We start from the raw sequence: 25,383 nt of genomic DNA, 5'->3' as shown, positions 1-25,383 counted from the left end.
CGCTCAAACCCTCACCACATCACAGGCCCGCCCTTGGCCAGCGCGCGCTGGTAGGCGGCGCGCGCGTGCACGCGCTCGAGCCAAGCGTGTAGGTGCGGCCATTGTTTGCTGGCGCTGCTGGGGGGGCCGCCTAGGCGCGTGAGCGCGGCTTCGATGGGGTAGCTCATTTGGAAGTCGGCCAAGCTCAGGTGTTCTCCGGCGAACCAGGGGCGCTGCGCGAGCTCTTGCTCGATGAAGGGCAGGGCGCGTTGCAGGTTGGGGTCGATGAGCTTGAGCTGCACCTGCTGGCAGATGTAGTGCACGATCGGCTGCACCAGCGGGCGCACGAAAAACGGCATGGGCTGGCGCGGCAGCATCTGGAACACCAGCTTCATCAGCAGCCACGGCATCAGCGAGCCTTCGGCGTAGTGCAGCCAGAAGCGGCAGCGCCGGTGTTCGGGGGTGCCGGGGGCGGGCACGAGCTGCGCCAAGTCCCCTTGGGCGCGCTCGGCAAAGGTCTCGGCCAGGTATTCCAGAATGGCAGCCGATTCGGCCACGACTTCGCTGCCGTGCACCAGCACCGGCGACTTGCCCAGCGGATGCACCGCTTTGAGCTCGGGCGGCGCCAGCCGGTTGCCGCGCTGGCGGGCGTAGGTTTTGAGCTCGTAGGGCAGCCCCATCTCTTCCAGCAGCCAGAGCACGCGCTGCGAGCGCGACTGCTCGAGGTGGTGCAGCACCAGCGTGGGGCTGTGGGGGGCGGTGGGTGTGCTGGGCGTGTTCATGGTGCGATTCTGCAAGGTGGGGCTGGATATGGGGCGGGTCTGGGGTTCAACCCGTATTGCGCAGCCCGGCGGCGATGCCGTTGATGGTCAGGTGGATGCCGCGCTTGACCTTTTCCGCCGTGTTGCCGCTGCGGTGGCGCGCGATCAGCTCGACTTGCAGGTGGTGCAGCGGGTCGATGTAGGGGAAGCGCTGCTCGATCGAGCGCGCCAGCGCCGGGTTGTCGGCCAGGCGCTCGCTGTGGCCGGTGATGAGCGCGAGCGCCGCTTGGGTGCGCTGCCATTCGGCCTCGATGCGCTCGACGATGCGCTGGCGCAGCGCGGCCTCGGGCAGCAGTTCGGCGTAGCGGCGCGCCAGGGCCAGGTCGGCCTTGGCCAGCACCATGTCGATGTTCGACAGCAGGGTGCTGAAAAACGGCCAGCGCTGGTGCATCTGGCGCAGCAGGCGCTCGGCCTGCGCTTGGCCCAGTTCGGCTCCCAGCGCCTCGATGGCGCTGCCCAAGCCGTACCAGCCCGGCAGCATCAGGCGGCACTGGCCCCAGCTGAAGCTCCAAGGAATGGCGCGCAGGTCTTCGATGCGCTGGTTGGCTTTGCGCGAGGCCGGGCGCGAGCCGATGTGCAGTTCGGCGATTTCGCGAATCGGGGTGGCGCTGAAAAAATAATCGGCAAAACCGGGTGTTTCGTAGACCAGTTCACGGTAGGCCGCCATGCTGGCGTCAGACAGGCGCTGGGCGGCGCGCAAAAAGCGCTCGGGCACCGGCTGCTCGGCGGGCAGCAAGGTGGCTTCGAGCGTCGCGGCCACCAGCGTTTCGAGGTTGCGCCGGCCGATGTCAGGGTTGGCGTATTTGGAGCCGATCACCTCGCCCTGCTCGGTCAGGCGGATCTGGCCGCGCACGGTGCCCGGGGGTTGGGCCAGAATGGCTTGGTAGCTCGGGCCGCCGCCGCGCCCGACGGTGCCGCCGCGGCCATGGAACAGGCGCAGCCGGATCGGCGCACCGAACTCGGCCGCTAGGCGATCGAACAGCGCCGCCAGCGCCGTTTCGGCTTGGTACAGCTCCCAGTTGCTGCTGATGATGCCGCCGTCTTTGTTGCTGTCGGAGTAGCCCAGCATCACCTCTTGCTCGCCATACTCGAGCGTGCCGGCGCGGCGCAGCATGGGCTCGATACCGGGCAGGCGCAGGTAGTCCTGCATGATCGCGCTGGCTTGGCGCAGGTCGGTGATGGTCTCGAACAGCGGCACCACGATCAGTTCGGCGCGCGCGTGGGCGTCGAGCGTGCCGTGCAGCAGCCCGACTTCTTTTTGCAGCAGCAGCACTTCGAGCAGGTCGCTCACGCTTTCGGTGTGGCTGATGATGGCGTGGCGGATCGCGGCCGCGCCGTAGCGCTGGCGCGCTTGGCGCGCGGCCTCGAAGATTGCCAGCTCGCTCAGGGTGTGCGGCTGGTAGGGCGCTTCGGGGATGCGCAGCGGCCGCACGTCGTTGAGCAGGCGCAGCAGCAGCGCCTGTTTGGCGGCTTCGGGCAGGGCGCAGTAATCGGCTTCGATGCGTGCCTGCGCCAGCAAGTCGGCCAAGGCGGCCTCGTGCCGATCCGAGCTTTGGCGCAAGTCCAGCGTGGCCAAATGGAAGCCAAACACCTCGACGGTGCGCAGCAGCGGCCGCAGGCGCGCCTCGGCCAGCGCGGCGCAACCCTGGGCGCTCAAAGCGGTGTCGATCAGGCGCAGATCGGCCAGAAAGGCCTCGGCGTTGGGGTACGGGTCCTGCGGGGCCACGGCGTGGCGCATGGCGTGGCCGCCGGTGAGCGCGGTCAGGGTGGCAGCCAAGCGGGCGTAGATGCCGGTGAGGGCGCGCCGGTAGGGTTCGTCTAGTCGGTGCGCGTTGGTGTCGGGCGAGCGCTCGGCCAGCGCCTGCATGTCGGGGGGCACGGGCAGCAGCATGGCCGAGAGCGAGAGCTCGCTGCCGAGCCAATGCACCTCGGTCAGGTGGTGGCGCAAAATCAGGTCGGCTTGGCGCTGCAGCGCCAGTTCGAGCGTGGCTGCGGTCACGTTGGGGTTGCCGTCGCGGTCGCCCCCGATCCACTGGCCTAGGCGCAAAAACGGCGGCACGCGCTGGCCCTCGAGCGCCGCTTCCACGCTGCGGTAGAGCCGGGGCAGTTCGGGGATGAAGGTGCTTTGGTAGTAGCCCAGCGCGTTTTCGATCTCGTCGGCCACGCTCAGTTTGGTAAAGCGCAGCAAACGGGTGTGCCACAGCTGCAGGATGCGCGCGCGCATCTGCGCTTCGTTGTCGGCCAAGCTGCGCTCATGGGTCAGGGTGTCGCGCTGGGCCAGCAGGCGTGCCAGTTCGCGCTCGGCGTCCAGAATGCTTTTGCGCTGCACCTCGGTCGGGTGCGCGGTAAGCACCGGCGCCACATGCGCCGTCTGCAGCGCCTGCGCCAGTTGTGCCGCGCCCACGCCGGCTTGCTGCAAACGGCCCCAGGTGTGCGCCAAGCTGCCGCGCTGTATGCGCCCGGCCTGCTCGTGCACCGCGCGGCGGCGGATGTGGTGCCGGTCTTCGGCCAGATTGGCCAAGTGGCTGAAGTAGGTGAAGGCGCGGATCACGCTCACCGCTTGGTCGTCGCTCAAGGCTTGCAGCAGGGCTTTGAGCTGTTGGTCGGCGGCTTGGTCGGCGTCGCGCCTGAAAGCCACAGACAGTTGGCGGATCTGCTCGATCAGCTCGAAGGTCTGCGCTCCTTCCTGCTCGCGGATCACGTCGCCGAGCAGACGGCCGAGCAAGCGGATGTCGTCGATCAGGGGTTGGTCTTTTTTGGCCATCGGGTGCTCTGCGCTGCGCGTTGGATTAAGTCGGTGGGTGGGGGGTGGTCTCTGCGGCGTGCTCCATGGCCTTGGCCAGCGTCTTGCCCAGCTCCACGCCCCACTGATCATAGGGGTTGATGCCCCAGATGGCGGCTTGGCAAAACACCTTGTGCTCGTACAGCGCCACCAGCGCCCCCAGCGTGTGCGGCGTGAGCGCCGGCAGCCACAGGGTGTTGCTGGGCACGTTGCCGGCAAAGGTGCGGTGCGGCAGCAGGCGCTGCACCTGATGTTCGGGCATCCCACCAGCACGCAGTTCGGCTTCGGTATCGGCGCGGTCGCGACCGACGGCCAGCGCCAGGGCTTGGGCGCGTTGGTTGAGCAGCACCACCCGGTGGTGTTCGGCTGCCAGCGGCAAGGGCGTGTCTTCGCGCTCGACACCGATGAAATCCACTGGAACCCGGTGGCGGCCTTGGTGCAAGAGTTGAAAATAAGCGTGTTGGCCGTCGATGCCCAGTCCGCCCCAAACGATAGGCCCAGTATCGATTTGCACCGTGTTGCCGTCGAGGTGGGTGCTTTTGCCGTTGGACTCCATATCCATCTGTTGCACAAAGCGGGTGAAGGCATCGAGCCGGCTTGGGTAGGGGGCCAGCATATGGCTTGGGCAGTGCAGGAAGTTGCGGTTCCAGATGCCTAGCAAAGCCAACAGGAGCGGCATATTGTGTTGCGGCTTGGCATTCCAAAAATGCAGGTCCATGGCATGACCGCCTTGCAAAAATTCGCGGAACGCCAACGGCCCGACGGCAATCGCCACCGGCAGACCGATGGCCGACCAAACCGAATAGCGCCCGCCCACCCAGTCCCAGAAGGTGTAGGTGTGCTGCGGCAGGTAGCCCTGCTGTGCCGCCACGGCAGGAGCGGCTGTTACGGCGATCAGATGCGGGGCCTGTTCTGCTGGCGTCTGCAAGCCGTGCTCGTGCAGCCAGCGCCGCGCCGATGCCGCAAGCGTGAGCGTCTCTTGGGTGCTAAAAGTCTTGCTTTGCACAATAAACACGGTGCGTGCCGCATCAAGTGTGCGCAGCACGCGGTGCAAGGCCCAGGCGTCGGGGTTGGAGACGAAGTGCACCCGGACTTGCGCACTGGCTAGGTGCTCGAGCGCGGCCACCGCCATGCGCGGCCCAAGGTCGGAGCCACCAATGCCTAGATTGACTACATCGGTGATGCGCTGCCCTTCATGGCCGACCCAGAGGCCGTTGCGGATGCGCTCGGCAGCCGACAAAAAACGGTGCAACTCGGCTTCGATGCGCTGCGCCTGATCTGCACCCCAAGGCGGGGCCTGCATGGCGCCGCCGCGAAGGGCTGGATGCAGCACGGCGCGGCCTTCGGTGGCGTTGATGGGTTCGCCCCGGTACAGGGCTTGGGCTTGGGGGCCGATCTGGCAATCGGATGCCAGTTCAAGCAAGGCGTCGAGCACCTCGAGTGTCACAGCTTGGTGCCGGGCGTCGAGGCACAACCCCGCTGCCATCAGTTGCAAGCGCTTGGCGCGCAAGGTGCCAGGATGTGATTGAGAGCCGCATTCAGTCCCAACGGCATCGTCGGCGAGCAACAAATCTCGCAAATGCGGCTGACCCTGCGCGGCCAAGGCTTCCAAGCGTTGCCAACTGCGGTGCCGGGTGGGTGAGCTGGAGTGGTTGTAGGGATTGGGAGACGTCAAGGCGGTTCCTGCGTCAAAAATAGGGTCAAGAAACAATGAAGGCAGGCAATGCCGCAGCCCGTGCCACGGCGCTGGCTTGGCGTGCCAGTTTGGTGACGTGAGCCCAATCGCCCAAGTCTAGTGCAGCCGCTGGGGTGATCCAGGAGCCGCCCACCAGCGCCACATTGGGCAGGACCAAAAAGGCACCGAGTTGCTCCAGCCCAATGCCGCCAGTGGGGCAAAAGCGCAACTCGGGCAAGGGGCCTGCCCACGCCTTCAGCAAGCCCACGCCCCCTAGGGGAACGGCTGGGAAGCATTTGAGTAACCCAAACCCGGCTTCCTGCGCCAACATGGCTTCGCTGGCGCTGGCCACTCCGGGGATAAAGGGCAGCGGCGTGGCCATTGCAGCCGCCAGCAGGGATGGCGTGCAGCCCGGTGAGAGGGCAAAGCGGGCGCCGGCGTTGCGCACCGAAGCCAAGTCGGCCGGACGCAGCACCGTGCCAGCACCCACCACCATCTCGGGCACTTGGCGCGCCAGCATTTCGATGCTGGCCAGCGCCGCGGGTGTGCGCAGGGTAATCTCGATGGCATCGATGCCGCCTTCGAGCAGTGCATGGGCCAGCGGGATGGCATATTCGGCACGGGACAATGCCACCACGGGCAGCAAACGGGTGTGAAAGTGGGGCAGGGGGTAGTGCCAGGATTCAGGCGCTGCGAGAGCCTCTGATGCTGCTGCGGCTGCCGATGGGGTGTGGGTGGAGCTCATGGTTGCGTTTAGTGATTGCCAAACAGGGCCGAGCCACCACATTCGGGCAAGCCAGCTTGGCGCCTGAAGAACGCAAAAAGCTCGCGCCCAAATCCATGTTCACTGCTGCTCAAGTCTGCGCGCTGAGCACTGCGCGCGCTCCACTCGGTGGCTTCTACCTCGACTTGCAACAAGCCCGCTTCGCAGTCGAACAGCACCATGTCGCCGTCGCGCACCTTGGCGATCGGCCCATCGAGCAACGCCTCGGGGCTGAGGTGGATGGCCGCCGGTACCTTGCCCGAAGCGCCCGACATGCGACCATCGGTAACCAAAGCCACCTTAAAACCGCGGTCCAGTAGGCTGCCCAATACCGGTGTGAGCTTGTGCAACTCTGGCATGCCATTGGCTTGGGGGCCTTGAAAGCGCAGCACAGCCACGAAGTCGCGCTCCAATTGCTTGTCCTTGAACAGATCAAGCAAAGCCTGCTGGCTATCGAGCACCAGTGCCGGAGCGCGCACACGCCGGTGTTCGGGTGCCACGGCCGAGTATTTGACCACCGAGCGGCCAAGGTTGCCTTTGAGCAGCTTGAGCCCGCCGTCAGGGGTGAAGGGGCGCTGGACTGGGCGCAGGACCTGCTCATCGGCCGACTGGCTGGCTGCCTTGCGCCATGCCAGTTGCCCGGAATCGAGCCAAGGCTCTAGGGTGCAGCGGTGCAGGCCCGAACCCATAACGGTTTGCACATCCTCGTGCAGCAGCCCGGCGCCGAGCAGTTGGTCAATCAGGAAGCCCATGCCGCCAGCGGCATGAAAATGGTTTACATCGGCTTTGCCGTTGGGGTAAATGCGGGTCAACAATGGAATGACATCGGAGAGTTCGTCAAAATCATCCCAGTTGATAAGAATGCCAGCCGCTCGTGCCATGGCCACCAGGTGGATGGTGTGGTTGGTCGAGCCCCCGGTGGCCAGCAAGCCGATGATGCCGTTGACCACGGTTTTTTCGCTCACGATGTCGGCCAGTGTTTGCGGCGATTCAGAGCGCGCCAGTTCCAGCACCCGTTGCATCGCGTGGCGGCTCAGGGCCTGGCGCAGTTCGGTGCCCGGATGCACGAACGAGGAGCCCGGCAATTGCAGGCCCATGATTTCGAGCAGCATCTGGTTGGAGTTGGCGGTACCGTAGAACGTGCAGGTGCCGGGGCCGTGGTACGCGGCCTCCTCGGCAGCCAGCAGGGTGGTTCTGTCCACCAAACCTTGGGCATACTGCTGGCGCACCTTGGCCTTTTCGTCGTTGGATAACCCAGAGCTCATAGGCCCAGCTGGCACGAACAGCATCGGCAGGTGCCCGAACTGCAAGGCCCCGATCAGCAATCCTGGCACGATTTTGTCGCAGATTCCGAGCAACAAGGCCCCGTCGTAGACGTTGTGCGTCAGGCCCACGGCGGTGCCCAGAGCGATCACATCGCGCGAAAAAAGCGACAGCTCCATGCCTTCGTAACCTTGGGTAACACCATCGCACATAGCGGGCACGCCCCCGGCAACCTGGGCCGTGGCGCCCATCTCGCGTGCCCAAGCCCGCAATTGGGCTGGGTAGCCTTCGTAGGGTTGGTGCGCCGACAGCATGTCGTTGTAAGCCGTAATGATGCCCACGTTGGGCTGGCGCTCTTGGTGCAGCACCAGCTTGTCGACTGCGGGCATGGCGGCAAAGGCGTGGGCAACGTTGGCGCAACCCATGCCAGCGCGGTAACGCTGCGGGCGTTTCGAGGCCGCCGTGGTCTGTATATAGGTGGCGCGGGTGCTGCGGCTGCGCTCTACGACGCGCTGCGTGACTTGTGCCACCACGGGGTGCAACTGGGGGGGGGAGGTGGGTTTCATCATCAGGGTGCCATCCAAACATCAATCGGGCCAGCAGCCCGCTCCAACACAAACGAGACCGGAAATTCGGGCGATGGGGCTTGCAAGGCGCGCTGGTACACCGCCAGCTTGGCCGCCCCGGTCAGGGCCAGGTGGCGGTGGCGTGCCGCCAGCACACACGCGCGCGAAAGCGTAAGACGTGGGTGTGCAGCGGTGCGCGGCTGTGTGAAAACCACCGGTTGCATGCCGTGCAGCGCCTCGTGCAAACCGGGGCTATCAGGAAACCACGAGGCGGTGTGTCCGTCCTCGCCCATGCCCAGCAGCAGCACATCGATCACCGGCCCGAGCGCGCGCAGGCGCTGGCTGGCGCGCTCGGCCAAGGCCGGGCCCGCGAGATGCGCGTTGTTCGAACGGTCTGCACCGTGCGCAACGCACTCAGCCCCTACATCCAAAGCCACAGGCCAGGGAAGGTCGAGCCAGCCCGTGAAGTGCGCCTGCGCCGCCGCACCTTGCAACAAGTGGTTGCGCACCAGCAGGGCATTGCTGTCTGGGTGGTCTTCGGGCACGCAACGCTCATCGACGAGCGTGATCTGCACCCGCGCCCAATCTACGTCTTGCTGGCGCAAGTGCTCAAATAGGGCGATGGGCGAACGCCCACCCGAGAGCGCCAGCGTAGCCCTCCCGCGCTGTGCGATCGCGGTTTGTAATTGCTGTGCGCACCGCTGCGCTTGCGCCAAGGCCATCGTGGCAGCGCAAGCGCAGCGGTGCGCGCGCGGACCGGGCTCAGGTTCAGGGCCCGCTGTTGGCGTGGCTTGGGCGGCGCTTGTGCTCATGATTCCTCAAACCAGTTACAGCCCTCGCGGGCCATCAGGGCCGACGAAGCAGCCGGCCCCCAGGTCCCAGCGGTATAAGGTCGCGGTTTGTCGCTCTGTGACTGCCAGCCTTGCAAAATGGGGTCAACCCAGCGCCAAGCGGCCTCCAGCTCATCTCGACGCATGAAGTGAGTCAACCGCCCTTTGATCACGTCCACCAGCAGCCGCTCGTAGGCATCGGCGCGCCGACCGGCAAAGGCCGATTCGAGGTCGAGGTCGAGGAAGACCGGTTTCATGCTCATGCCAGAACCGGGGATTTTGGCCATCATTTGCAATTGGATCGACTCCTCGGGTTGCAAGGTGATGATCAGGCGGTTTGGGTGTTCAGCGTGAGGCTGGGCACCGAAGATCGAAAATGGTGGTTGGGCAAAATCGATCACGATCTGCGAGCGCCGCGTTTGCAGCCGCTTGCCAGTGCGCAAGAAAAAGGGTACCCCTGCCCAGCGGGCATTGTTAATTTGGGTGCGCAGCGCCACAAAGGTTTCGGTTTGGCTGTCGGGCGGTACGTTGGCCTCGTCTAGGTAGCCGCACACCGATTCGCCTTGAGCTGCCCCGGCAATGTACTGACCACGCACCGTGTGCTGGCGGATGGCCGCAGCGTCGAGCCGCTGAAGGCTGCGCAAAACCTTGAGCTTTTCATCGCGCACGTCATCGGGGTCTAGGGATATGGGGGGTTCCATGGCCACGATGCACAGCAGTTGCAGCAGGTGGTTTTGCACCATGTCGCGGAGCGCGCCGGTCTGGTCGTAAAAACCGGCCCGGTTGCCCACGCCTACCGATTCGGCCACCGTGATTTGTACGCTGCGTATGCTGGGGGCGCGCCACAGCGGCTCAAAAATGGCGTTGCCAAAGCGCAGCACCATCAGGTTTTGCACCGTTTCCTTACCCAGATAGTGGTCGATGCGGTAGATTTGTTGTTCGTCAAAATGGCGCGCCACGGCCTCGTTGATCACTTTGGCAGAGGGCAGGTCGTGGCCAAGCGGTTTTTCCAGCACCACCCGCGCTTGCGCATCGACCAGTCCGGCGCCATCAAGGTGCTGGCAAATCTGCGTGAAAAGGGTCGGGGCGGTGGCCAAGTAGTACACGCGCTGCGCCTGCGGCGTAAGGCAAGCGGCCAAGCGAGCGTAGTCCGCTGCTTGGGTGGCGTCAAGGGGCACGTATTCGAGCCGCTGCAAAAACGCCTGCCACGCAGCCGGGTGCAGTTCGCTGTCCTCGATGTGCTTGATGCTGGCCCCTTGCACGAACTCCACGTACTGAGCGGTGTTCCAGGCTTGACGGCCCAGCGCAATGATGCGGGTGGCCTTTGGCAAGCGCTGGTGCGCGTGCGCCATGTACAGCGCAGGCAAGAGCTTTCGCCATGAGAGGTCACCGGCCCCGCCAAAAATTAGCAGATCAAGCGCGCGTTCTGTTGCTGCGGTCATGGACGCATTCCGGTTTTTTGCATTGGATGGCAAGATTGTAACAAAGTTACACAAAGTGGACGAAGATGGGGCAAAAAATGGGCTTGGCGTGAAACCCAACGCACGCCCACGCAGCGGGGAGCGGCTAGGGTCATCAGAGTTCTTGCCGCCAAGCGGGCTGGCAACCTTGCTGGCGCAAGTTGAAGGCAGCGCAGCGACTGGCCATAACCAATGCATTTTGCAGAGTTTGGGCCGTTGGTATGCGCCATGGCGGGTTAAAAGCACCCGCGGCATCGAGGGCGTGCAAAAAGCCAGCGTAGCTGCAATCGCCCGCACCCACGGTGTCGCATACGGGAGTATTGGGGGCCGGTTCATGCCAGGTGCCCTCAGCCGTCAGGCACCATGCACCCAAGGAGCCACGGGTCAGCAGCACCACTTGGGTGGTGTCGTTGAGCAGCGTGCGGGCCGTGCGCAGCGGGTCGTGACCAAGGCCGAGTTGTTGCAAGTCTTCGTCACTGACCTTGAGCACGCGCGCCTGTGGCATCACGCGCAGCAGCAGTTCGGTGTAGGCGCCGTTGTCGGCTCCGGGCAACCGCCGCACGTTCACATCCACGCTGGTGCAGATGCCCTGCTGGTTTAGCTCGCCCAAAAACCCGGCCCACGCATATCCGTCGGGCGGAAACAGCGCCAGCGATGCGATGTGAAACACGGTCTGAGGGCCGGCTACGTGTTTTTTTACCGATTCGGGGCTGTAGTCGCGGTCGGCCACACCCTCGCGGTAGAACCGGTAAGCGGGCGAGCCGTCGGGATGTATGTGCACCAGCGCCAAGCAACTGGGCAGCTCGCTGCGTTTGCCCGCAAATTCGACGCGGCTCTCTAGCAGGGCATTGAAAAATTGCTCGCCAAAGGTGTCGGTGGACAAGGGCGTGACATAAGCCACCTGGGAGCCTAGGCGGCCGAGCGCACGCGCCAGATTCCAAGGCGAGCCGCCCAAGGCGGGTGCAAAGCTGCCATCGCTGCGGGCGATCAGGTCGACAATGGCTTCGCCGGCCACAACGAAACGGGTATGCATGGGTGCGCTCACTATGGGGTTTGGTGGTCAGCGCAGCATGCGCTTGCGGCGAATCACATCGATCCAGACCGCCAAAATCACCACCGCTCCAATTGCCATCATTTGTTTGAATTGCGAAATTTCAAGCAAATTCATTCCGTTGCGAATCATGGTGATGAGAATGGCACCCAGCAGGCTGCCCCAGATGCTGCCGCGACCCCCAAAAAGCGATGTGCCACCCAAGATGACCGCGGCAATGGCGTCGAGCTCAAAGTTCATCGCCATGCGACCGCTGGATGAATCCATGCGCGCCATGAGCACGATGGCCGCCAGCGCGCACACAAAGCCCGACACCACATACACGCCCATGGTGGAGCGCCGGATATTGATGCCGACTTGGCGCGCACCCGCCGCATTGGAGCCGATCGCATACACATGGCGGCCAAAGCGGGTGCTCGACAAAACAAAAGCCATCACCACGTAGGCCAGCAGCATGATCAGGATGGGCATCGGAATGCCCAAGATTTCGCCATAACCTATGAAGGGGAAAGGGTCGGGCAGCCCGGAGTTGTCAAAACCACCGGTCGATTCAAAAGCCAGGCCGCGCCACAGTGTCAGGCCGCCGAGCGTAACGATGAACGAGGGAATGCCCACATACGCAATCAGATAGCCGTTAAACATCCCGACCCCAATGCCGATCAAGAGCGCCACGGCGATGGCAGCGTAAGGATCGACCCCAAGTTTGAGCATCAAATGCCCTGCTATAGCGCCGGCCAGGGCTGTGACCGCCCCGACCGACAGGTCCACCCCGCTGGTTAGGATGACAAAGGTTTGTGCGCCAGCCAGCAAGGCGATCACCGATGCCTTGACCAGCACGTTGGAGAGGTTCCCGGCCGTCAGGAAATAGGGCGAGGCCACACTGAGCACCAAGCCCAGTGCGACGACGGCAACCAAGGCCCCAAACCAGTCTTGGCGATTGATGTTGTTCATGATCGGATTGAGGGGGTTAGGGGCACGGAGCGGGTGTTCAGGGGCGCATGAACTGGATCACACCCGAATCGCGGGCAAACTGCTCTAGGTTGGCAGGCAGAACCAAAAAGGAGCCGGTGTCAATGCGCTCGGGAACGGTTTGTCCGCGCGCAGCAGCCACTGCGGTTTCAACCCCGACCTGGCCGATGCGCGACAGCATCTGGGCCACATTGGCTTGCATCCAGCCCTGGCGCATCATCATCAGACCACCGGGGGAGCCGTCAAATCCGACGATCTGGATCGATCCTGCACGCAGACCTGCCGACAGCATCGCGGCGCGAGCGCCGAGCGCGCCGCCGTCCCAAGCTGAGGCGATCACGCGCGCATTGCGGTGGCTGCGCAGTGCCGATTCCACCCCGTTTTGCGCCATGGTCTGGTCCCAGGTGGTGGGCACTTCAACCACACGCACATTGCGCCTGACCTCGTTGAGCCCTTGCAAAAAGCCACTGCGGCGCTCGCGGCCGGTGCTCTGGCTCTGGTCACCGGTGATGTAGATCACGGTATCACCGTCGCGCACCTGTTCACCGGTCCAGCGCCCTTGCACCACGGCAGCCCGAACGTTGTCGGTGGCCACATAGGAGGTGATGCGTGCCCCTGTGATGCCCGTATCGACTGCGATGACCGGGATGCCAGCGGCCAGTGCTCGGTTGATGGCAGGCGCGATCCCGGCCGAGTCCACCGGTGCGATGGCAATCGCGTTGACGCGGCGACTGATCATGTCTTCGACGATTGCCAGCTGGCGCGACAACTCGCCACGCTCGGCCGCTACGCTGATCAGGCGCACCCCAGCCGCTTGACCGGCCCGTTCGGCCCCGTTGTTGATGAGGGTCCAGCCCTCATTGGTGTTGCCATTGGTGATGTAGGCAATGGTCAGAGTTGGAGCCTGTGCCTGAGCTGTGCTAGCGAGCATGCAGGTGGAGGCCAGCACGGCCAGGCCGGCTTGCTTGAGCATTGAAAGCAGTTTCATGATGTCTCCGTATGAAAAAACGCTGTGTGGGTGGGTGCACGGTGGGTCACTGGAGGGCGCTTGCTGCCCTTTGCTGGTGACTCGGCAAAAGTGTAGGCGATCCACCTGAGTAAGTAAACCTAGGGACTTTACTAATATGCGAGGAATTTTTACTGCCCCATAATCCTTCAGACCAACCCATCTTTCTTTATCTCATGAAGCCTCCCCCATCTGTTTTGCGCATCACGGGCCTGACCAAGCACTACGGCGGTGTGAAGGCCCTGACCGAAGCCTGTTTCAGCTTAGCAGCTGGCGAACACGCTGCCATCGTGGGCGACAACGGCGCAGGCAAAAGCACCTTCGTGCGCCTGATCACGGGCACCGAGCGCCCGAACGCCGGCCGTGTCGAAATCGATGGACGGGAAGTCAACTTCCACTCCCCTCTTGACGCACGCCAGCAAGGCATCGAGACCGTGTTCCAGACGCTGGCCATCGCCGAAGACCTCGATGTGGCTTCAAACATTTTTCTGGGGCGTGAGCTCACCTACTTCAACCTTGGGCCGTTGTCGCCGCTGAACCACAAAGCCATGAAATCCCAGGCAGCGCAAATGCTGGAGGCAACCGGGGTGAAAATACCCGACATGTCAGAAAAGCTGCGCGGCATGTCGGGCGGGCAGCGTCAATGTGTGGCGATTGCTCGGGCTGCGGGTTTTGCACGCAAACTCATCATCCTCGACGAACCCACGGCGGCGCTGGGGGTGCAAGAGACCGCCAAGGTGGAGGAAATCATCAAGGGGCTCAAGCGCAGCGGCATACCGTTGATCATCATCAGCCACAACTTGCGGCAGGTGTTCGATCTGGTGGACCGGATCTGGGTCTTCAGGCAGGGCCGCATCATTGCCAACCGGGCCACAGGCCAGACCAACCCGGAGCAAATCGTTGGCCTGATCACCGGGGCCATCGACCCGGCCAGCCTCCCACAGGCTGAGGAGCAGCCATGCTAAAAGGGATTGACCCCATCCTCACGCCGGCGCTGCTACAGCATTTGTGTGCCATGGGGCACGGCGAATGGGTGGCGGTGGTGGATGCCAACTTTACAGCCGAGTGGCTGGCCCAAGGCAAGCCGGTGCTGCGCTTGCCGGGGCTGGACTTGTTGCGGGTTTCGCGCGCTGTGCTGTCTGTGTTGCCGCTGGCGCTTGATGTGCCTGCTCCTGTCGGTTACATGCAACACTCCGACTGGCCCGTGGGGCAAACCACGTCCGCACAGCAACGGGTGATTGATTTTTTGCAGCAATCAAACCAGCTTGGCGGGCAGCAGATCGAGGCGGTGGAACGCTTCGAGTTCTATCGCCGGGTGCAGCAAGCCAGTGTATTTATCCAGAGCGGCGAGTCCAGTGCCTACGGAAATTTCATTTTTTGTAAGGGCGTTATCGGCCCGGCAGAGGGTTTTTAAGTGAATTTTGCTACCAGTCTGGTGGGGGCTGCCGAAGCCGATTGGGCGGTGCGTGGATCCAACCACATCGGCATGCGCCAATTCAACGAGCGCACCGTGCTGCAAGCCATACGCTTGCACGGCCCATTGCCCAAGGCCGATTTGTCGCGCCTGACGCAGCTGTCCAAGCAAACGGTATCGATCATCGTCGAGCGCATGTTGGATGAGGGTTTGCTGCTCAAATTGGACCGTCTGCGCGGCGGCATCGGGCAGCCCTCGGTGCCGCTGGCTCTGAACCCCGAGGGGGCATACAGCATTGGTGTGCAGATCGGGCGGCGCAGCCTTGAGATCGTGCTGGTGAATTTTGTGGGTCAGATCGAGCGCCATTTAACACACCACTACGATACTCCGCAACCCGAACAGGTGTTTCCGTTGGTGGAGCACGGACTGGCGCAACTGCGCGCTGGACTGGGTGTGCAATGGGACCGGGTAGTGGGTCTGGGGCTGGCCACGCCCACCTCCATGCACCAATGGGCCGATGTGCTTGGGCCGCAAACGGCGCAGGCGTTGGCACAATGGGCTGACGTAGAACCACAAACTGAGATGCAAAAATTGACCGCGCTCCCGGTTGTATTTGCCCGCGATACGGTAGCGGCTTGTACTGCCGAGCTGATTTTGGGCAAGGGGCAGAACTGGCCCAACTTTTTGTATGTGTTTGTGGGCACGTTCGTGGGTGGGGGCTTGGTGTTGCAGGGGCGCTTGATCCATGGTTCGAGCGGCAATGCCGGCGCCATTGGCTCTTTGCCCCTGCATCTGGCCGGCCCCTCGGACCGGTCCTGCCAGCTGCTCGAAGTGGCTTCGGCTTGGCAGCTCGAGCGCACACTCAAGCACCACGGGCTGGATCCCAATCTGGTTTTTGTCGATGAAATCTGTGCGCCTGTGCATCAAACCTTGGTGCAGCCTTGGCTGGCTGCTTCGGCCAGCGCCCTGGCCATGACTGCCACGGCTGCGTCGGCTTTGCTGGACATAGACGCTCTGATCGTCGATGGATCGATCTCGGCCAAACTGCTCGATGCCCTGTGTGTCCGCACGCACACCAGCATGGCCGATTACCCTTCAGCTGGATTGAGGGTGCCCACCGTGGTGCGCGGTGCGGTGGGTATGCACGCACGGGCCCTAGGGGGAGCGCTGTTGCCACTGCACGGGCAATTTTTCCCCGATAAAGATATTTTTCTTAAGCAGTCCTGAGCACTTGAGGAGGGATTGCGGCCAGGCTGATGCCCACCTCCAACCCGCCACCGGGTGGGTGCCGCAAGTCAACCTCACCACCGTGACGGCGCACAATGTCGCGCACAATGGCCAGCCCCAAGCCGCAGCCGTTGCCTTGCTGGGTGCCCCTAAAAAAGCGCTCAAAGGCGCGCTCGCGCAACGCCGGCGCGATCCCTGGTCCGTTGTCGCGCACCCAGATTTGCAGCGATTCGGTGTTCGACTCCAGTGCAACTGTGATCATGGCACCTGCACCCGCGTATTGGATTGCGTTGTCTATCAGGTTTGAGATGGCTTCGCGCAGCAGCGTTGGTTCTGCCCAGACCCATGCTGATGGGCTTCCGCTATGTTCCCAGCCTAGGTCGATTTTCGCGCGCAACGCTTTGGGCACCCATTCAGCCACTACGGTTTGCAGCAAGGCCAGCAAGTCGATGCGCTGCATTTGGGGCAAAGGTGCCGAGGGTTCGGAGCGCGCCAAGCTGAGCAACTGGTTGACGAGGTGGGCGCCTCGGGCAGCGCTTTCATGTACCTTGGCTAAGCGATGGCGCAAATCGGCATGCTCGCTGGCTTCGAGTTCTTGCAGAGCCAGTTCGGTTTGGGCCTTCAGGCCCGCCAAGGGGGTGCGCAACTGGTGCGCAGCATCACCTATGAAGCGCTGTTGCTGCTCCAGATGCTGGCGGGCATCGGCCAGCAGGGTGTTGAGCGCCTGCGCCAGCGCGTGCAGCTCCAACGGGGCACCGTCGAGCTCGATGGGATCGAGTTTGCTGGCTGCCCGCCCTTCGACTTGCTGCCTCAGGCGCCGGATGGGTGCCAGGCCAGCCTGGATACCAAACCAGACGATCAGACTCATCAAAATCATCAAGGTTGAAAGGGGCAGCAGCATGTCAACCAAAATGCGCTCGACCAGTTGTTCGCGCGTGGTTTTGCTGCGTGCGACCTGAATCAGCACCTGCTGCGGGCCCGCCCCGAATTCGGCACCGAGCAGTTGGTAGAGGGCCACCACCCGCACCTGCACCATGGTGCTGCTGTCAGGCATCAAAGGCATCAGGCCATCGTAGAAAAAAGGGCGGTCCGGTTGCGGGTTGGCCTGCACTTCTGGCGGCGGCGACGGCAAGCTGTGGTTACCCAATATGAAGCTGCCTGGTGGCGAGCTCACCATATAAAACTGGCGGTCTTGCGGATCGGCTTCGAGTATGGCCTGAGCGGCGCGGGGGAAATCGATCAGCAAGCCTTCGCCCAGCGGTTTGAGCTGGCGCGCCAAGGCCCGGCTAGACTGCGCCAGCCCCATGTCGAGTGCCTGATCCACGTAGCTGGCAGCGAGCCGGTAAGCAGCCGCACCCCCGGCAGCCCAAAGCACGATCTGGGGCAGCAACAACCAAAGCAGCAACTGGCGCGACAGGCGCAAGCGGTGCCCTTTGCTGGGCGGCTTTGCAGCGCTCTGTGTTTGGGGCGGCGGGCAAGCGTTCAAGGGGCCTCGGCCTCCATCAGGTAGCCCAGTCCGCGCACGGTGCGGATCAGCACACCCGCACCCTCAAGTTTACGCCGCAAGCGGTGAATGTACACCTCGACCGTGTTGCCCGGGCCGCTTTCGGCACCTTCACCCGACCAGGTGGCGGCTATTTGGTCTTTGGTGACCACTTTGTCGCGTTGCTCGACCAGCAGATTGAGCAGCGACCATTCGCGCCCACTGAGATCGAGCACCGTGCCGTTGAGGGTGGCGCGTCGGCGCTCAGGATCCAGCACCAATCCGTGCCACTGGAGCGCTTGCGGCTGCGTCGGGTTGCGGCGCATCAGGGCGTGCAAGCGGGCTTGCAGTTCGGGCCAGTCGAACGGTTTCGTGACGTAGTCGTCGGCGCCGGCTTCAAATCCGGCCACGCGGTCGTGCAAAGCATCGCGCGCGGACAACAGCAACACCGGCAAGTTCGGATTGCTTTGACGCAAGCGCTGCAACACCGTCAGGCCATCGACCATGGGCAGGCCAAGGTCGAGCACCGCGATGTCAAAGGGCTGGCGCTCGAGCAGGTATTCAGCAACCGCCCCATTGGGTGCGTGCTGCACCGCATAACCCGCTTTGCCGAGCTGTTGCAGCAGCGCGTCAGCCAAAAGGGGGTCGTCTTCTGCCAGCAAGAGCTTCATGAGGGTAGGGTGGTGGTTGCTAGCCCCCATTGTGCCGCTGCTTGCCCATGCTGTGCGTGGCTGCCAGGGGGGTCTTTTTAAGGGTTTAACCTGATGTTAAGAATTTAATTTTTCGTTAATATTTGATGGCTGCCATGTGGTAACCCTCAACCGCCGCTGGACGCACTCCCGCAGTTCAAACCCAATTCAGGAGACCATCCGATCATGCGCAAGTTCATTGATATCAAGAAAACGCTGGTGGCTGCGGCCACCGTGCTGGTGACCGCCACGGCAATGGCCCAGACCGCTGGGGGCGGCGAGGTGGAGGTGCTGCACTGGTGGACCAGCGGTGGCGAGGCGCGTGCGGCGGCCGCGCTCAAGCAGCAGTTGCAGCAGCAGGGCCACACGTGGCGCGACTTTGCCGTCGCCGGTGGCGGTGGCGACAACGCCATGACCGTGCTCAAGTCACGCGTGATGGCGGGCAACCCGCCTTCGGCGGCGCAGATCAAAGGACCTTCTCTACAAGAATGGGGCGAGCTTGGGGTGCTCACCAACCTAAACGACGTGGCCCGCGCCGGCAACTGGGACAACCTGGTTCCGCGCGTGATCGGCGACATCATGAAGCACAACGGCAACTGGATTGCGGTTCCAGTCAACGTGCACCGGGTCAATTGGCTTTGGACCAACCCAGAGGTGTTTCGGCGCGCTGGGGCCCGTGTGCCCACCAATTGGGATGAGTTTTTTGTTGCAGCCGAAGCGTTGCGTCGAGCCGGTGTGATTCCTCTTGCACACGGGGGCCAAAACTGGCAGGATTTCACGCTGTTCGAATCCGTGGCGCTGGGTGTGGGTGGGACCGATTTTTACCGCAGTGCCTTGGTCCAGCTTGATCAAACCGCGCTGCGCAGCGCCACCATGACGCGTGTGCTGGAAACCTTTCGTCGCGTCAAGGCACATACCGACCGCAATGCCCCCGGCCGTGACTGGAATTTGGCCACGGCCATGGTGATTCGGGGTGAAGCGGGCATGCAGCTCATGGGTGACTGGGCCAAAGGAGAGTTTATTGCCGCAGGCCGCGTGCCAGGGCGTGATTTTGGCTGCGTGGCGGCACCTGGAACTGCCAACGCTTTCACCTTTAATGTCGATTCCTTTGCCATGTTCCGCCTGCGCAGCGAGGCCAATATCCGGGCCCAACGCGATTTGGCCAACGCCATTTTGTCACCCGAGTTTCAAGAGGTTTTCAATCTGAACAAGGGGTCGATACCGGTGCGGCTCAACATGAACTTGGAGCGCTTTGATGAATGTGCCCGCATGAGCTCGCGGGATTTCGTTGAAACCTCGCGCCGCGGCACACTGGTGCCCTCGATCGCGCACGGCATGGCGGTGCGCTCGGCGGCGTCGGGCGCGATGCAGGATGTGGTGAGCCAGTTCTGGAACGACGACCGCGTTACGGTGCAAAACGCTCAGGAGCGGCTTGCACGTGCAGCGCAGACGCGCTGATTAACAGCCATCTTGTGGCTGGTTTAGCTGCAATTCTTCGTTTTTGATAGCGCAGGCGTGCACCCCCAATCGGGGGGGCCGTCTGTTTGCCTGATGCCCAGGCTAGCCAGAGGAGTGGCGCATGTTTGGTTCCCCCAAAAGCAAGGCAACGGTCTGGTTGCCCAAGCTGGTGGTTGCCCCCAGTTTTTTACTCTCGTTGTTGTTTATCTATGGCCTGATGGTGTGGAACGGCTATTTGTCGTTTACCGATTCGCGCATTTTGCCCAGTTACAATTTCATTGGCTTGGATAATTACCAGGCGCTATGGGTGAACGAGCGATTCCATGTGGCGATGAGAAACCTGCTGGTGTTCGGCGTCCTGTTCATAGGTGGGTCGATGGCGGTGGGGGTGTTGTTGGCGATCATGCTCGATCAGAAAATTCGAGCTGAGGGTGTGCTGCGCACGATTTACCTGTACCCGATGGCGATTTCCTTTATCGTCACCGGCACGGCTTGGAAGTGGATGCTTAACCCAGGCATGGGGCTCGAACATTTGATGCACCAGTGGGGCTTCGAAAATTTCAGCTTTGGTTGGCTGGTTGACCCCAGGATGGCCATTTACTGCGTCGTCATCGCCGGCATTTGGCAGTGTGCTGGCTTCGTCATGGCATTATTTCTGGCTGCTTTGCGTGGCATTGACGACTCCATCATCAAGGCGGCGCAGGTGGATGGAGCCAGCCTGCCGCGGATTTATTGGAGCATCATTCTGCCCAGTCTGGGTCCGGTATTTTTTAGTACGCTCATTGTGGTCAGCCATTTGGCGATCAAGAGTTTTGATCTCGTCATGGCGCTCACAGCCGGAGGCCCTGGTTTTGCCACCGATCTCCCGGCTACCTTCATGTATGCCCACGCCTTCACGCGCGGTCAGATCGGATTGGGTGCAGCCAGCGCCATGGTCATGTTGGCCGTGGTCGCGGCCATCGTGGTGCCCTACCTTTATTCTGAATTAAGGAGTAAGCGATGACGATTCGCCTCTCTGTTCACCGCGTCATCCTGTGGACTTTGCTGCTGGTATTTGCATTGTGGTTTCTGGCACCTTTGTACGTGATGCTGGTCACTTCCCTCAAAGACGCAGAGCAGTTGCGAGCAGGCAACTTGCTCAGCCTGCCGACTGATCCAACCCTTTATGCATGGCTCAAGGCCTGGGGATCGGCATGCACGGGAGTCCAGTGCGAGGGCTTGCAACCATTTTTCTGGAACTCGGTGCAGATGGTGGTGCCAGCGGTGCTGATTTCCACCTTCATTGGCGCGCTCAATGGTTATGTGCTGAGCAAATGGCGCTTCCGGGGCAGTGAATTGTTGTTTGCATTCATGTTGTTTGGTGTATTCATGCCGATGCAAGTGGTGCTGTTGCCCATGAGCCAGGTGTTGGGCTGGTTGGGTTTGGCCAGTTCCATTTGGGGTCTGATTTTGGTGCACGTGTTGGCAGGAATTCCTACCACGACCTTGTTTTTCCGAAACTATTACGTCGGCTTGCCTGATGAGCTGATCAAGGCAGCGCAACTCGATGGCGCTACGTTTTGGCAGATTTTCTGGCTTATCGTGGTGCCGCTCTCAACCCCGATTATTGTGGTAACGCTGATTTGGCAGTTCACCAACATCTGGAACGATTTTCTATACGGTGTGGTGTTTTCTGATTCTGGCAGCATGCCGATCACCGTGGGGCTGAACAACCTAGCCAACACATCGGGTGTCGTCAAGGAATACAACGTGGAAATGGCGGCGGCGCTGATTGCAGCGCTACCGACTTTGATCATTTATATCGTGGCAGGCAAGTTTTTCTTGCGCGGCCTTACCGCTGGTGCGGTGAAAGGGTGACACATGGGCGCTTTGAGTATCAAGCAAATTCACAAATCATTTACTTCGGGCACGCAGGTGCTAAAGGGCATCGATCTGGAAATTGAAGCAGGCGAGTTTTTGATTTTGGTCGGGCCTTCGGGTTGCGGCAAATCCACCTTGCTCAGCATGATTGCCGGTCTTGATGCGCCAACTTCAGGTCGCATCTTTATCGGTGAGCGCGATGTCACCGATCTGCCCAGCAAAGACCGTGACATCGCCATGGTATTCCAGAGCTATGCGCTTTATCCCAACATGACGGTGGCTAGAAACATAGCCTTCGGTTTGGAAATTCGGAAAATCCCCAAGGCCGAGCGCGAAGCTGCGGTGCAGCGCGTGGCGCAAATGCTGCAAATTGGGCATTTGCTCGATCGCAAGCCGGGACAGCTCTCCGGTGGACAGCGCCAGCGTGTGGCCATGGGGCGCGCTTTGGCGCGTGACCCGGTGTTGTTTTTGTTTGACGAACCGTTGTCCAACCTCGATGCCAAGTTGCGGGTCGAAATGCGCGCCGAGATCAAACTGCTCCACCAGCGCACCCGCACCACCACGGTGTACGTGACGCACGATCAGGTCGAGGCCATGACGCTGGGCGACCGCATCGCGGTGATGAAAGATGGCTGCGTGCAGCAGTTTGGCACGCCAGCGCAAATTTATCGCCGGCCAGCCAACCGCTTCGTGGCCGAGTTCATCGGCTCTCCTGCCATGAACATGGTCGATGCCACGCGTGTGGGCGATAACCTGACCGCTCACGGCGTGACGCTCGACCTGGATGCACAACAGGCTTACGCTGTGCAGCATCATGCCCACAGCGAACTGGTGTTTGGCCTGCGCCCCGAAAACCTTGGCTTTGCCGCGACCGGGCTGCCTGGTGTTCTGACCATGATCGAGCCCACCGGGCCTGAGTCTTATGCCACGGTGGATACCGCCATTGGTTCCCTTACGGCACGCGTACCGGGCTTGCTCAATGCCCAAGTGGGCGAGCGTGTTTGTGTGCGCTGGGAAGCCGCCGATGCGCATCTGTTTGACCGCCAAAGCGGTCAGCGGCTGGGGCACTAAGGCATGCCGAATCCAGCCGCCATCGGGGTGGCTCTGGTGGGTTGGGGCTATGCAGCCAGCACCATCCACGCTCCCCTGATTGCCGCCACCGAGGGGCTTGAACTGGTGGGTGTGGTCAGCAGCCGCCACGCTAGCCTACCCTCATCTCTTGCGCCGGCGTTGCGGCAAGCGCTATTGGGGTGCGTTTGGTATCCTGATTTGGCGTCTATGCTGCGGCAGCCGAAGGTACAACTGGTGGTACTGGCCACACCCAACGATACCCACTTTCCGCTGGCTCAAGAGGCGCTGGCAGCCGGCAAACATGTAGTGATCGACAAGCCCTTTGCGCTCACCTTGGTGCAGGCAGATGCCCTGATTGCGCAAGCGCAGATCACACGCCGCTTGCTGACGGTGTTTCACAACCGTCGATGGGACAGTGATTTCCTAGAAATCAAGCAGTTGCTGGCCGACAGCCGGTTGGGGCGCGTGACGCACGTCGAGTCGCGCTTTGAACGCTTTCGGCCGCAAGTGCGCCTGCGCTGGCGCGAATCTGCCCAAGCCGGTGCGGGTTTATGGTACGACTTGGGCCCGCATTTGCTTGATCAGGCCTTGCAGTTGTTTGGCGAGCCCGAATCGATTCAGCTCCACACCCAACACCAGCGCGAGGGGGCGCTGAGCGACGACTGGTTTCATGCCTTGTTGCGCTATCCCCGGCATTGCATGGTTTTGCAGGCCAGCATGCTCGCGGCTTATCCAGGGCCGCGATGGACGGTGCATGGCACCCAAGGCAGTTACCTGCGCCCACATGGTGACAGCCAGGAGGAGGCGCTCAAAGCCGGTCGGTGGCCGGCTAGCGACGCCTATTGGGGGCAGGGCGATGCCCCCGGTGGGCTCACGTTGGTTCAGCCCGATGGGGTGCTGCATCAGCAGACACCGGGAGCCAGCACGGGCGACTGGAGGCAGTTTTATACTCAGCTGGCTTCAGCGTTGTCAGGTCGCTCTGGCGAGCCCCCGGTTACGGCGCTGCAAGCGCGCAGCGTGATGGATTGGCTAGAGCGCGGCTGGCGCAGCGCACCCGGTTGCACGCACCAGTTTTCATCATAGGGGCTGACCCGCCCTCGTAAGCTGTTGCAGTTTCAGGATCGACCCCATGCAATCGGAACCACACGCACCAAGGTTACTGGCCGATATCGGCGGCACCAATGCCCGTTTTGCTTGGCAAGCCTGCTCGGGTGCCGCGCTGGAGGCACAAGCCACGCTTGCTTGCTCCGATTACGCGACCTTAGATCTGGCCATAAATGCCTATATGGAACGGGTGCAGCGTCCGCGCCCCGTGCTGGCTGCGATAGCCATTGCCAACCCGGTGTACGGTGACCAGGTGCAGATGACCAACCACCACTGGTCGTTTTCGATTGCTGCGCTGCGTCAGCGCATGGGTTTGCAGCGGCTCGAGGTGTTAAATGACTTTGTCGCGCTGGCCTTGGCGTTGCCCGATTTGCTTGTGGGCGAAAAACGGTTGCTTAAGAGCTGTGAATTGAAGCCTGGTTCTGGTATCCAAGGAAATTCCGAGAGCCCGAGTGGCCCCTTGGCCCTGATCGGCCCTGGCACCGGCCTGGGCGTATCGGGCTTGCTGCCGATGCCTCAGGGTGGCTGGCTGCCCATTGCCGGCGAGGGTGGGCACGTGACATTGGCCGCCTGCAACCCACGTGAGCAGCGCATGCTGGAGGCCTTGAAGCAGCGCTACGGTCACGTATCGGCCGAGCGTGCCGTCAGTGGCGCGGGTTTGATCGATTTGTATCAGGCTATGTGTTCTGCCGCTTCTTGCACCCCGAACGACTGGACTGCGGCCCAGATCAGCGCAGCAGCGCTGCAAGGCCACCCCCAGGCGCTTGAGGCGCTGGAGCTGTTTTGTGCTTTCCTGGGCACGGTGGCTGGCAATCTGGCGCTCACCATGGGCGCGCGCGGTGGCCTCTACATAGGCGGAGGCATCGTACCCAAACTCGGGGCGTTTTTCGACCAGAGCCCTTTTCTTGAGCGATTTATTGCCAAGGGGCGTTTTCGGGCCTACCTGGAAACAATTCCAGTGTGGGTAATCGTGGCGGAGCAGTCGCCGGCGCTGCGCGGAGCGGCCCGGGTGCTGGAGCGGGTTTGAGGTGCGGCCCCGCTGCGGCACGGCAGGGGGTTCAGTTGTAACGCTTGGCGTGCAACTGCGCCTTGATGTCCATGAGCATCGGCTGCAAGCGTGCGCTGCCTATGCGCAGCGCCAAGCCGGTGGCCAAAATGTCGATGATCAACAGATGGATCAGGCGCGAAGTCATGGGGATGTCTTGTTCAAAGCGTTCGCTGTGATCGGCCGCAAGGTGTATGTCGGTGTTCAGTGCCAAAGGGCTGTCACTGGCCGTGATCGAGACCGTGGTGGCGCCGCGCTGACGCGCGATTTGCGCGGCGTCGAGCAGGTCGCGCGTGCGGCCGGAGTTAGAAATAATCAGCGCCACATCGTCCGGGCCCAGCAGGGCCGCGCTCATGACCTGCAAATGCCCGTCGCAGTGCGACAGCGTGTGCACCCCAAGCCGGAACAGTTTGTGCTGTGCATCTTGGGCCACAATGCCCGAGTTGCCCACACCATAACAGTCGATTCGGCGCCCGCTCTGGTGCGCCCGGTGCAGCGCTTGCACCGCCTGCTCCAGCGCCACCCCTGCGAGGGATTTGCGGTAAGCCAGCAGGGCCGCGATGGTGTTGTCGATCACTTTGAATGCGAGCTCGGGCACCGCGTCGCTCTCGTCCACACTGCGGTGGATATAGGGCACGCCATCGTTCACGGTGCCCGCCAGTTTGAGTTTGAAGTCGATCAAGCCCTTGAAGCCTAGGCTGCGGCAACAGCGCACCACGGTCGGCTTGCTCACCCGCGCCTGTTCGGCCAGCGCGCTCACGGGCAAGAGCGCAAAGCGCTGCGGGTCTTGCAGCACCAATTCCGCTACCCGGCGCTCAGCCGCCGAGAGCGAGGGCAGACTGGCGTAGATGCGCTCGAGCATATGCG

22 protein-coding genes are annotated in these 25,383 nt (G+C 62.3%); 9 read left to right on the top strand and 13 right to left on the bottom strand.

Features of this window, described 5'->3' with window-relative positions:
- Nucleotides 1-11: 11 nt before the first annotated feature.
- From SMCB_RS05185 to SMCB_RS05140, 10 genes are all read right to left on the bottom strand, one after another.
- A complete protein-coding gene (locus SMCB_RS05185; protein ID WP_045535570.1) occupies nucleotides 12-761 on the bottom strand; it encodes a glutathione S-transferase family protein in 750 nt (249 codons plus the stop codon).
- A 46-nt stretch (nucleotides 762-807) separates the two neighbouring features.
- Entirely contained in the window at nucleotides 808-3,564 is a 2,757-nt protein-coding gene (gene ppc, locus SMCB_RS05180; protein ID WP_045535568.1) for a phosphoenolpyruvate carboxylase, read from the bottom strand.
- Between the two features lie 25 nt (nucleotides 3,565-3,589).
- Nucleotides 3,590-5,257, bottom strand: a complete 1,668-nt coding sequence (gene pgi / locus SMCB_RS05175; RefSeq protein ID WP_045535566.1) for a glucose-6-phosphate isomerase — start codon at nucleotides 5,255-5,257, stop codon at nucleotides 3,590-3,592.
- A gap of 25 nt (nucleotides 5,258-5,282) precedes the next feature.
- Nucleotides 5,283-5,924 carry a bifunctional 4-hydroxy-2-oxoglutarate aldolase/2-dehydro-3-deoxy-phosphogluconate aldolase gene (gene eda, locus SMCB_RS05170; protein ID WP_045537679.1) on the bottom strand — a complete coding sequence of 214 codons (642 nt, stop codon included), beginning with the start codon at nucleotides 5,922-5,924 and terminating at the stop codon, nucleotides 5,283-5,285.
- A gap of 86 nt (nucleotides 5,925-6,010) precedes the next feature.
- Nucleotides 6,011-7,852, bottom strand: a complete 1,842-nt coding sequence (gene edd / locus SMCB_RS05165; RefSeq protein WP_231851258.1) for a phosphogluconate dehydratase — start codon at nucleotides 7,850-7,852, stop codon at nucleotides 6,011-6,013.
- Nucleotides 7,852-8,571, bottom strand: a complete 720-nt coding sequence (pgl, locus tag SMCB_RS05160; RefSeq protein WP_045535563.1) for a 6-phosphogluconolactonase — start codon at nucleotides 8,569-8,571, stop codon at nucleotides 7,852-7,854. The genes edd and pgl overlap by 1 nt, the downstream gene beginning before the upstream one ends.
- A gap of 86 nt (nucleotides 8,572-8,657) precedes the next feature.
- Nucleotides 8,658-10,121: a glucose-6-phosphate dehydrogenase gene (gene zwf / locus SMCB_RS05155; protein WP_045535561.1), complete on the bottom strand. Its 1,464-nt coding sequence runs from the start codon at nucleotides 10,119-10,121 to the stop codon at nucleotides 8,658-8,660.
- 133 nt (nucleotides 10,122-10,254) lie between these two features.
- Nucleotides 10,255-11,172, bottom strand: a complete 918-nt coding sequence (locus tag SMCB_RS05150) for a carbohydrate kinase family protein (RefSeq protein WP_045535559.1) — start codon at nucleotides 11,170-11,172, stop codon at nucleotides 10,255-10,257.
- 27 nt (nucleotides 11,173-11,199) lie between these two features.
- Nucleotides 11,200-12,105: an ABC transporter permease gene (locus SMCB_RS05145; RefSeq protein ID WP_171820286.1), complete on the bottom strand. Its 906-nt coding sequence runs from the start codon at nucleotides 12,103-12,105 to the stop codon at nucleotides 11,200-11,202.
- Nucleotides 12,106-12,178: 73 nt separating this feature from the next.
- Complete coding sequence (locus SMCB_RS05140; protein WP_082027244.1) at nucleotides 12,179-13,147, bottom strand: sugar ABC transporter substrate-binding protein; 969 nt, start codon at nucleotides 13,145-13,147, stop codon at nucleotides 12,179-12,181.
- Nucleotides 13,148-13,341: 194 nt separating this feature from the next.
- On the opposite strand from SMCB_RS05140, the gene SMCB_RS05135 reads away from it, so the two are divergent.
- Genes SMCB_RS05135 through SMCB_RS05125 form a run of 3 tightly spaced genes read left to right on the top strand, consistent with a single transcriptional unit; the run spans nucleotide 13,342 to nucleotide 15,806 of the window.
- A complete protein-coding gene (locus tag SMCB_RS05135; protein ID WP_045535555.1) occupies nucleotides 13,342-14,130 on the top strand; it encodes an ATP-binding cassette domain-containing protein in 789 nt (262 codons plus the stop codon).
- Nucleotides 14,124-14,579: an RbsD/FucU family protein gene (locus tag SMCB_RS05130; protein ID WP_045535553.1), complete on the top strand. Its 456-nt coding sequence runs from the start codon at nucleotides 14,124-14,126 to the stop codon at nucleotides 14,577-14,579. The genes SMCB_RS05135 and SMCB_RS05130 overlap by 7 nt, the downstream gene beginning before the upstream one ends.
- Entirely contained in the window at nucleotides 14,580-15,806 is a 1,227-nt protein-coding gene (locus tag SMCB_RS05125; protein WP_231851257.1) for an ROK family transcriptional regulator, read from the top strand.
- On the opposite strand, the gene SMCB_RS05120 is transcribed toward SMCB_RS05125, so the two are convergent.
- Both SMCB_RS05120 and SMCB_RS05115 read right to left on the bottom strand, forming a co-directional pair.
- On the bottom strand, nucleotides 15,793-17,229 hold the full coding sequence (locus tag SMCB_RS05120) for a sensor histidine kinase (RefSeq protein WP_045537675.1): 1,437 nt from the start codon (nucleotides 17,227-17,229) through the stop codon (nucleotides 15,793-15,795). The genes SMCB_RS05125 and SMCB_RS05120 overlap by 14 nt on opposite strands.
- 59 nt (nucleotides 17,230-17,288) lie before the next feature.
- Complete coding sequence (locus SMCB_RS05115) at nucleotides 17,289-17,960, bottom strand: response regulator transcription factor (protein ID WP_045535552.1); 672 nt, start codon at nucleotides 17,958-17,960, stop codon at nucleotides 17,289-17,291.
- A gap of 204 nt (nucleotides 17,961-18,164) precedes the next feature.
- Between SMCB_RS05115 and SMCB_RS05110 the strand changes: the two genes are divergently transcribed.
- The 6 genes from SMCB_RS05110 to glk all read left to right on the top strand — a co-directional run bounded on the left by SMCB_RS05110 (nucleotide 18,165) and on the right by glk (nucleotide 24,498).
- Nucleotides 18,165-19,436 carry an ABC transporter substrate-binding protein gene (locus SMCB_RS05110; RefSeq protein WP_045535550.1) on the top strand — a complete coding sequence of 424 codons (1,272 nt, stop codon included), beginning with the start codon at nucleotides 18,165-18,167 and terminating at the stop codon, nucleotides 19,434-19,436.
- Between the two features lie 121 nt (nucleotides 19,437-19,557).
- Nucleotides 19,558-20,439 (top strand): carbohydrate ABC transporter permease, encoded by an 882-nt coding sequence (locus SMCB_RS05105; protein WP_045535548.1) that lies wholly within the window; start codon nucleotides 19,558-19,560, stop codon nucleotides 20,437-20,439.
- Nucleotides 20,436-21,293: a carbohydrate ABC transporter permease gene (locus SMCB_RS05100; RefSeq protein WP_045535546.1), complete on the top strand. Its 858-nt coding sequence runs from the start codon at nucleotides 20,436-20,438 to the stop codon at nucleotides 21,291-21,293. The genes SMCB_RS05105 and SMCB_RS05100 overlap by 4 nt, the downstream gene beginning before the upstream one ends.
- Before the next feature lie 3 nt (nucleotides 21,294-21,296).
- Complete coding sequence (locus tag SMCB_RS05095) at nucleotides 21,297-22,367, top strand: ABC transporter ATP-binding protein (RefSeq protein WP_045535544.1); 1,071 nt, start codon at nucleotides 21,297-21,299, stop codon at nucleotides 22,365-22,367.
- A gap of 3 nt (nucleotides 22,368-22,370) precedes the next feature.
- Nucleotides 22,371-23,450, top strand: coding sequence for an oxidoreductase (locus tag SMCB_RS05090; protein WP_045535542.1), 1,080 nt, complete (start codon nucleotides 22,371-22,373; stop codon nucleotides 23,448-23,450).
- A gap of 46 nt (nucleotides 23,451-23,496) precedes the next feature.
- Nucleotides 23,497-24,498, top strand: a complete 1,002-nt coding sequence (gene glk, locus SMCB_RS05085; RefSeq protein ID WP_045535540.1) for a glucokinase — start codon at nucleotides 23,497-23,499, stop codon at nucleotides 24,496-24,498.
- 31 nt (nucleotides 24,499-24,529) lie between these two features.
- On the opposite strand, the gene SMCB_RS05080 is transcribed toward glk, so the two are convergent.
- Nucleotides 24,530-25,378 (bottom strand): MurR/RpiR family transcriptional regulator, encoded by an 849-nt coding sequence (locus SMCB_RS05080; RefSeq protein ID WP_045535538.1) that lies wholly within the window; start codon nucleotides 25,376-25,378, stop codon nucleotides 24,530-24,532.
- Between the last annotated feature and the right edge of the window lie 5 nt (nucleotides 25,379-25,383).

Source organism: Serpentinimonas maccroryi (assembly GCF_000828915.1).
GTDB lineage: Bacteria > Pseudomonadota > Gammaproteobacteria > Burkholderiales > Burkholderiaceae_C > Serpentinimonas > Serpentinimonas maccroryi.
Note: the sequence above shows the minus strand (reverse complement) of the source record. Positions and strands in the feature narration are given on the sequence as shown.

Bases quoted from the DNA above. Each gene is read 5' to 3' on its own strand.
- zwf (WP_045535561.1), bottom strand. From the start codon at position 10,121: ATGACCGCAGCAACAGAACGCGCGCTTGATCTGCTAATTTTTGGCGGG.
- SMCB_RS05105 (WP_045535548.1), top strand. From the start codon at position 19,558: ATGTTTGGTTCCCCCAAAAGCAAGGCAACGGTCTGGTTGCCCAAGCTG.
- SMCB_RS05150 (WP_045535559.1), bottom strand. From the start codon at position 11,172: ATGCATACCCGTTTCGTTGTGGCCGGCGAAGCCATTGTCGACCTGATC.
- SMCB_RS05185 (WP_045535570.1), bottom strand. From the start codon at position 761: ATGAACACGCCCAGCACACCCACCGCCCCCCACAGCCCCACGCTGGTG.
- glk (WP_045535540.1), top strand. From the start codon at position 23,497: ATGCAATCGGAACCACACGCACCAAGGTTACTGGCCGATATCGGCGGC.
- SMCB_RS05090 (WP_045535542.1), top strand. From the start codon at position 22,371: ATGCCGAATCCAGCCGCCATCGGGGTGGCTCTGGTGGGTTGGGGCTAT.
- pgl (WP_045535563.1), bottom strand. From the start codon at position 8,571: ATGGCCTTGGCGCAAGCGCAGCGGTGCGCACAGCAATTACAAACCGCG.
- SMCB_RS05135 (WP_045535555.1), top strand. From the start codon at position 13,342: ATGAAGCCTCCCCCATCTGTTTTGCGCATCACGGGCCTGACCAAGCAC.
- SMCB_RS05140 (WP_082027244.1), bottom strand. From the start codon at position 13,147: ATGAAACTGCTTTCAATGCTCAAGCAAGCCGGCCTGGCCGTGCTGGCC.
- SMCB_RS05115 (WP_045535552.1), bottom strand. From the start codon at position 17,960: ATGAAGCTCTTGCTGGCAGAAGACGACCCCCTTTTGGCTGACGCGCTG.
- edd (WP_231851258.1), bottom strand. From the start codon at position 7,852: ATGATGAAACCCACCTCCCCCCCCCAGTTGCACCCCGTGGTGGCACAA.
- ppc (WP_045535568.1), bottom strand. From the start codon at position 3,564: ATGGCCAAAAAAGACCAACCCCTGATCGACGACATCCGCTTGCTCGGC.
- SMCB_RS05130 (WP_045535553.1), top strand. From the start codon at position 14,124: ATGCTAAAAGGGATTGACCCCATCCTCACGCCGGCGCTGCTACAGCAT.
- SMCB_RS05100 (WP_045535546.1), top strand. From the start codon at position 20,436: ATGACGATTCGCCTCTCTGTTCACCGCGTCATCCTGTGGACTTTGCTG.
- SMCB_RS05080 (WP_045535538.1), bottom strand. From the start codon at position 25,378: ATGCTCGAGCGCATCTACGCCAGTCTGCCCTCGCTCTCGGCGGCTGAG.
- SMCB_RS05095 (WP_045535544.1), top strand. From the start codon at position 21,297: ATGGGCGCTTTGAGTATCAAGCAAATTCACAAATCATTTACTTCGGGC.
- SMCB_RS05110 (WP_045535550.1), top strand. From the start codon at position 18,165: ATGCGCAAGTTCATTGATATCAAGAAAACGCTGGTGGCTGCGGCCACC.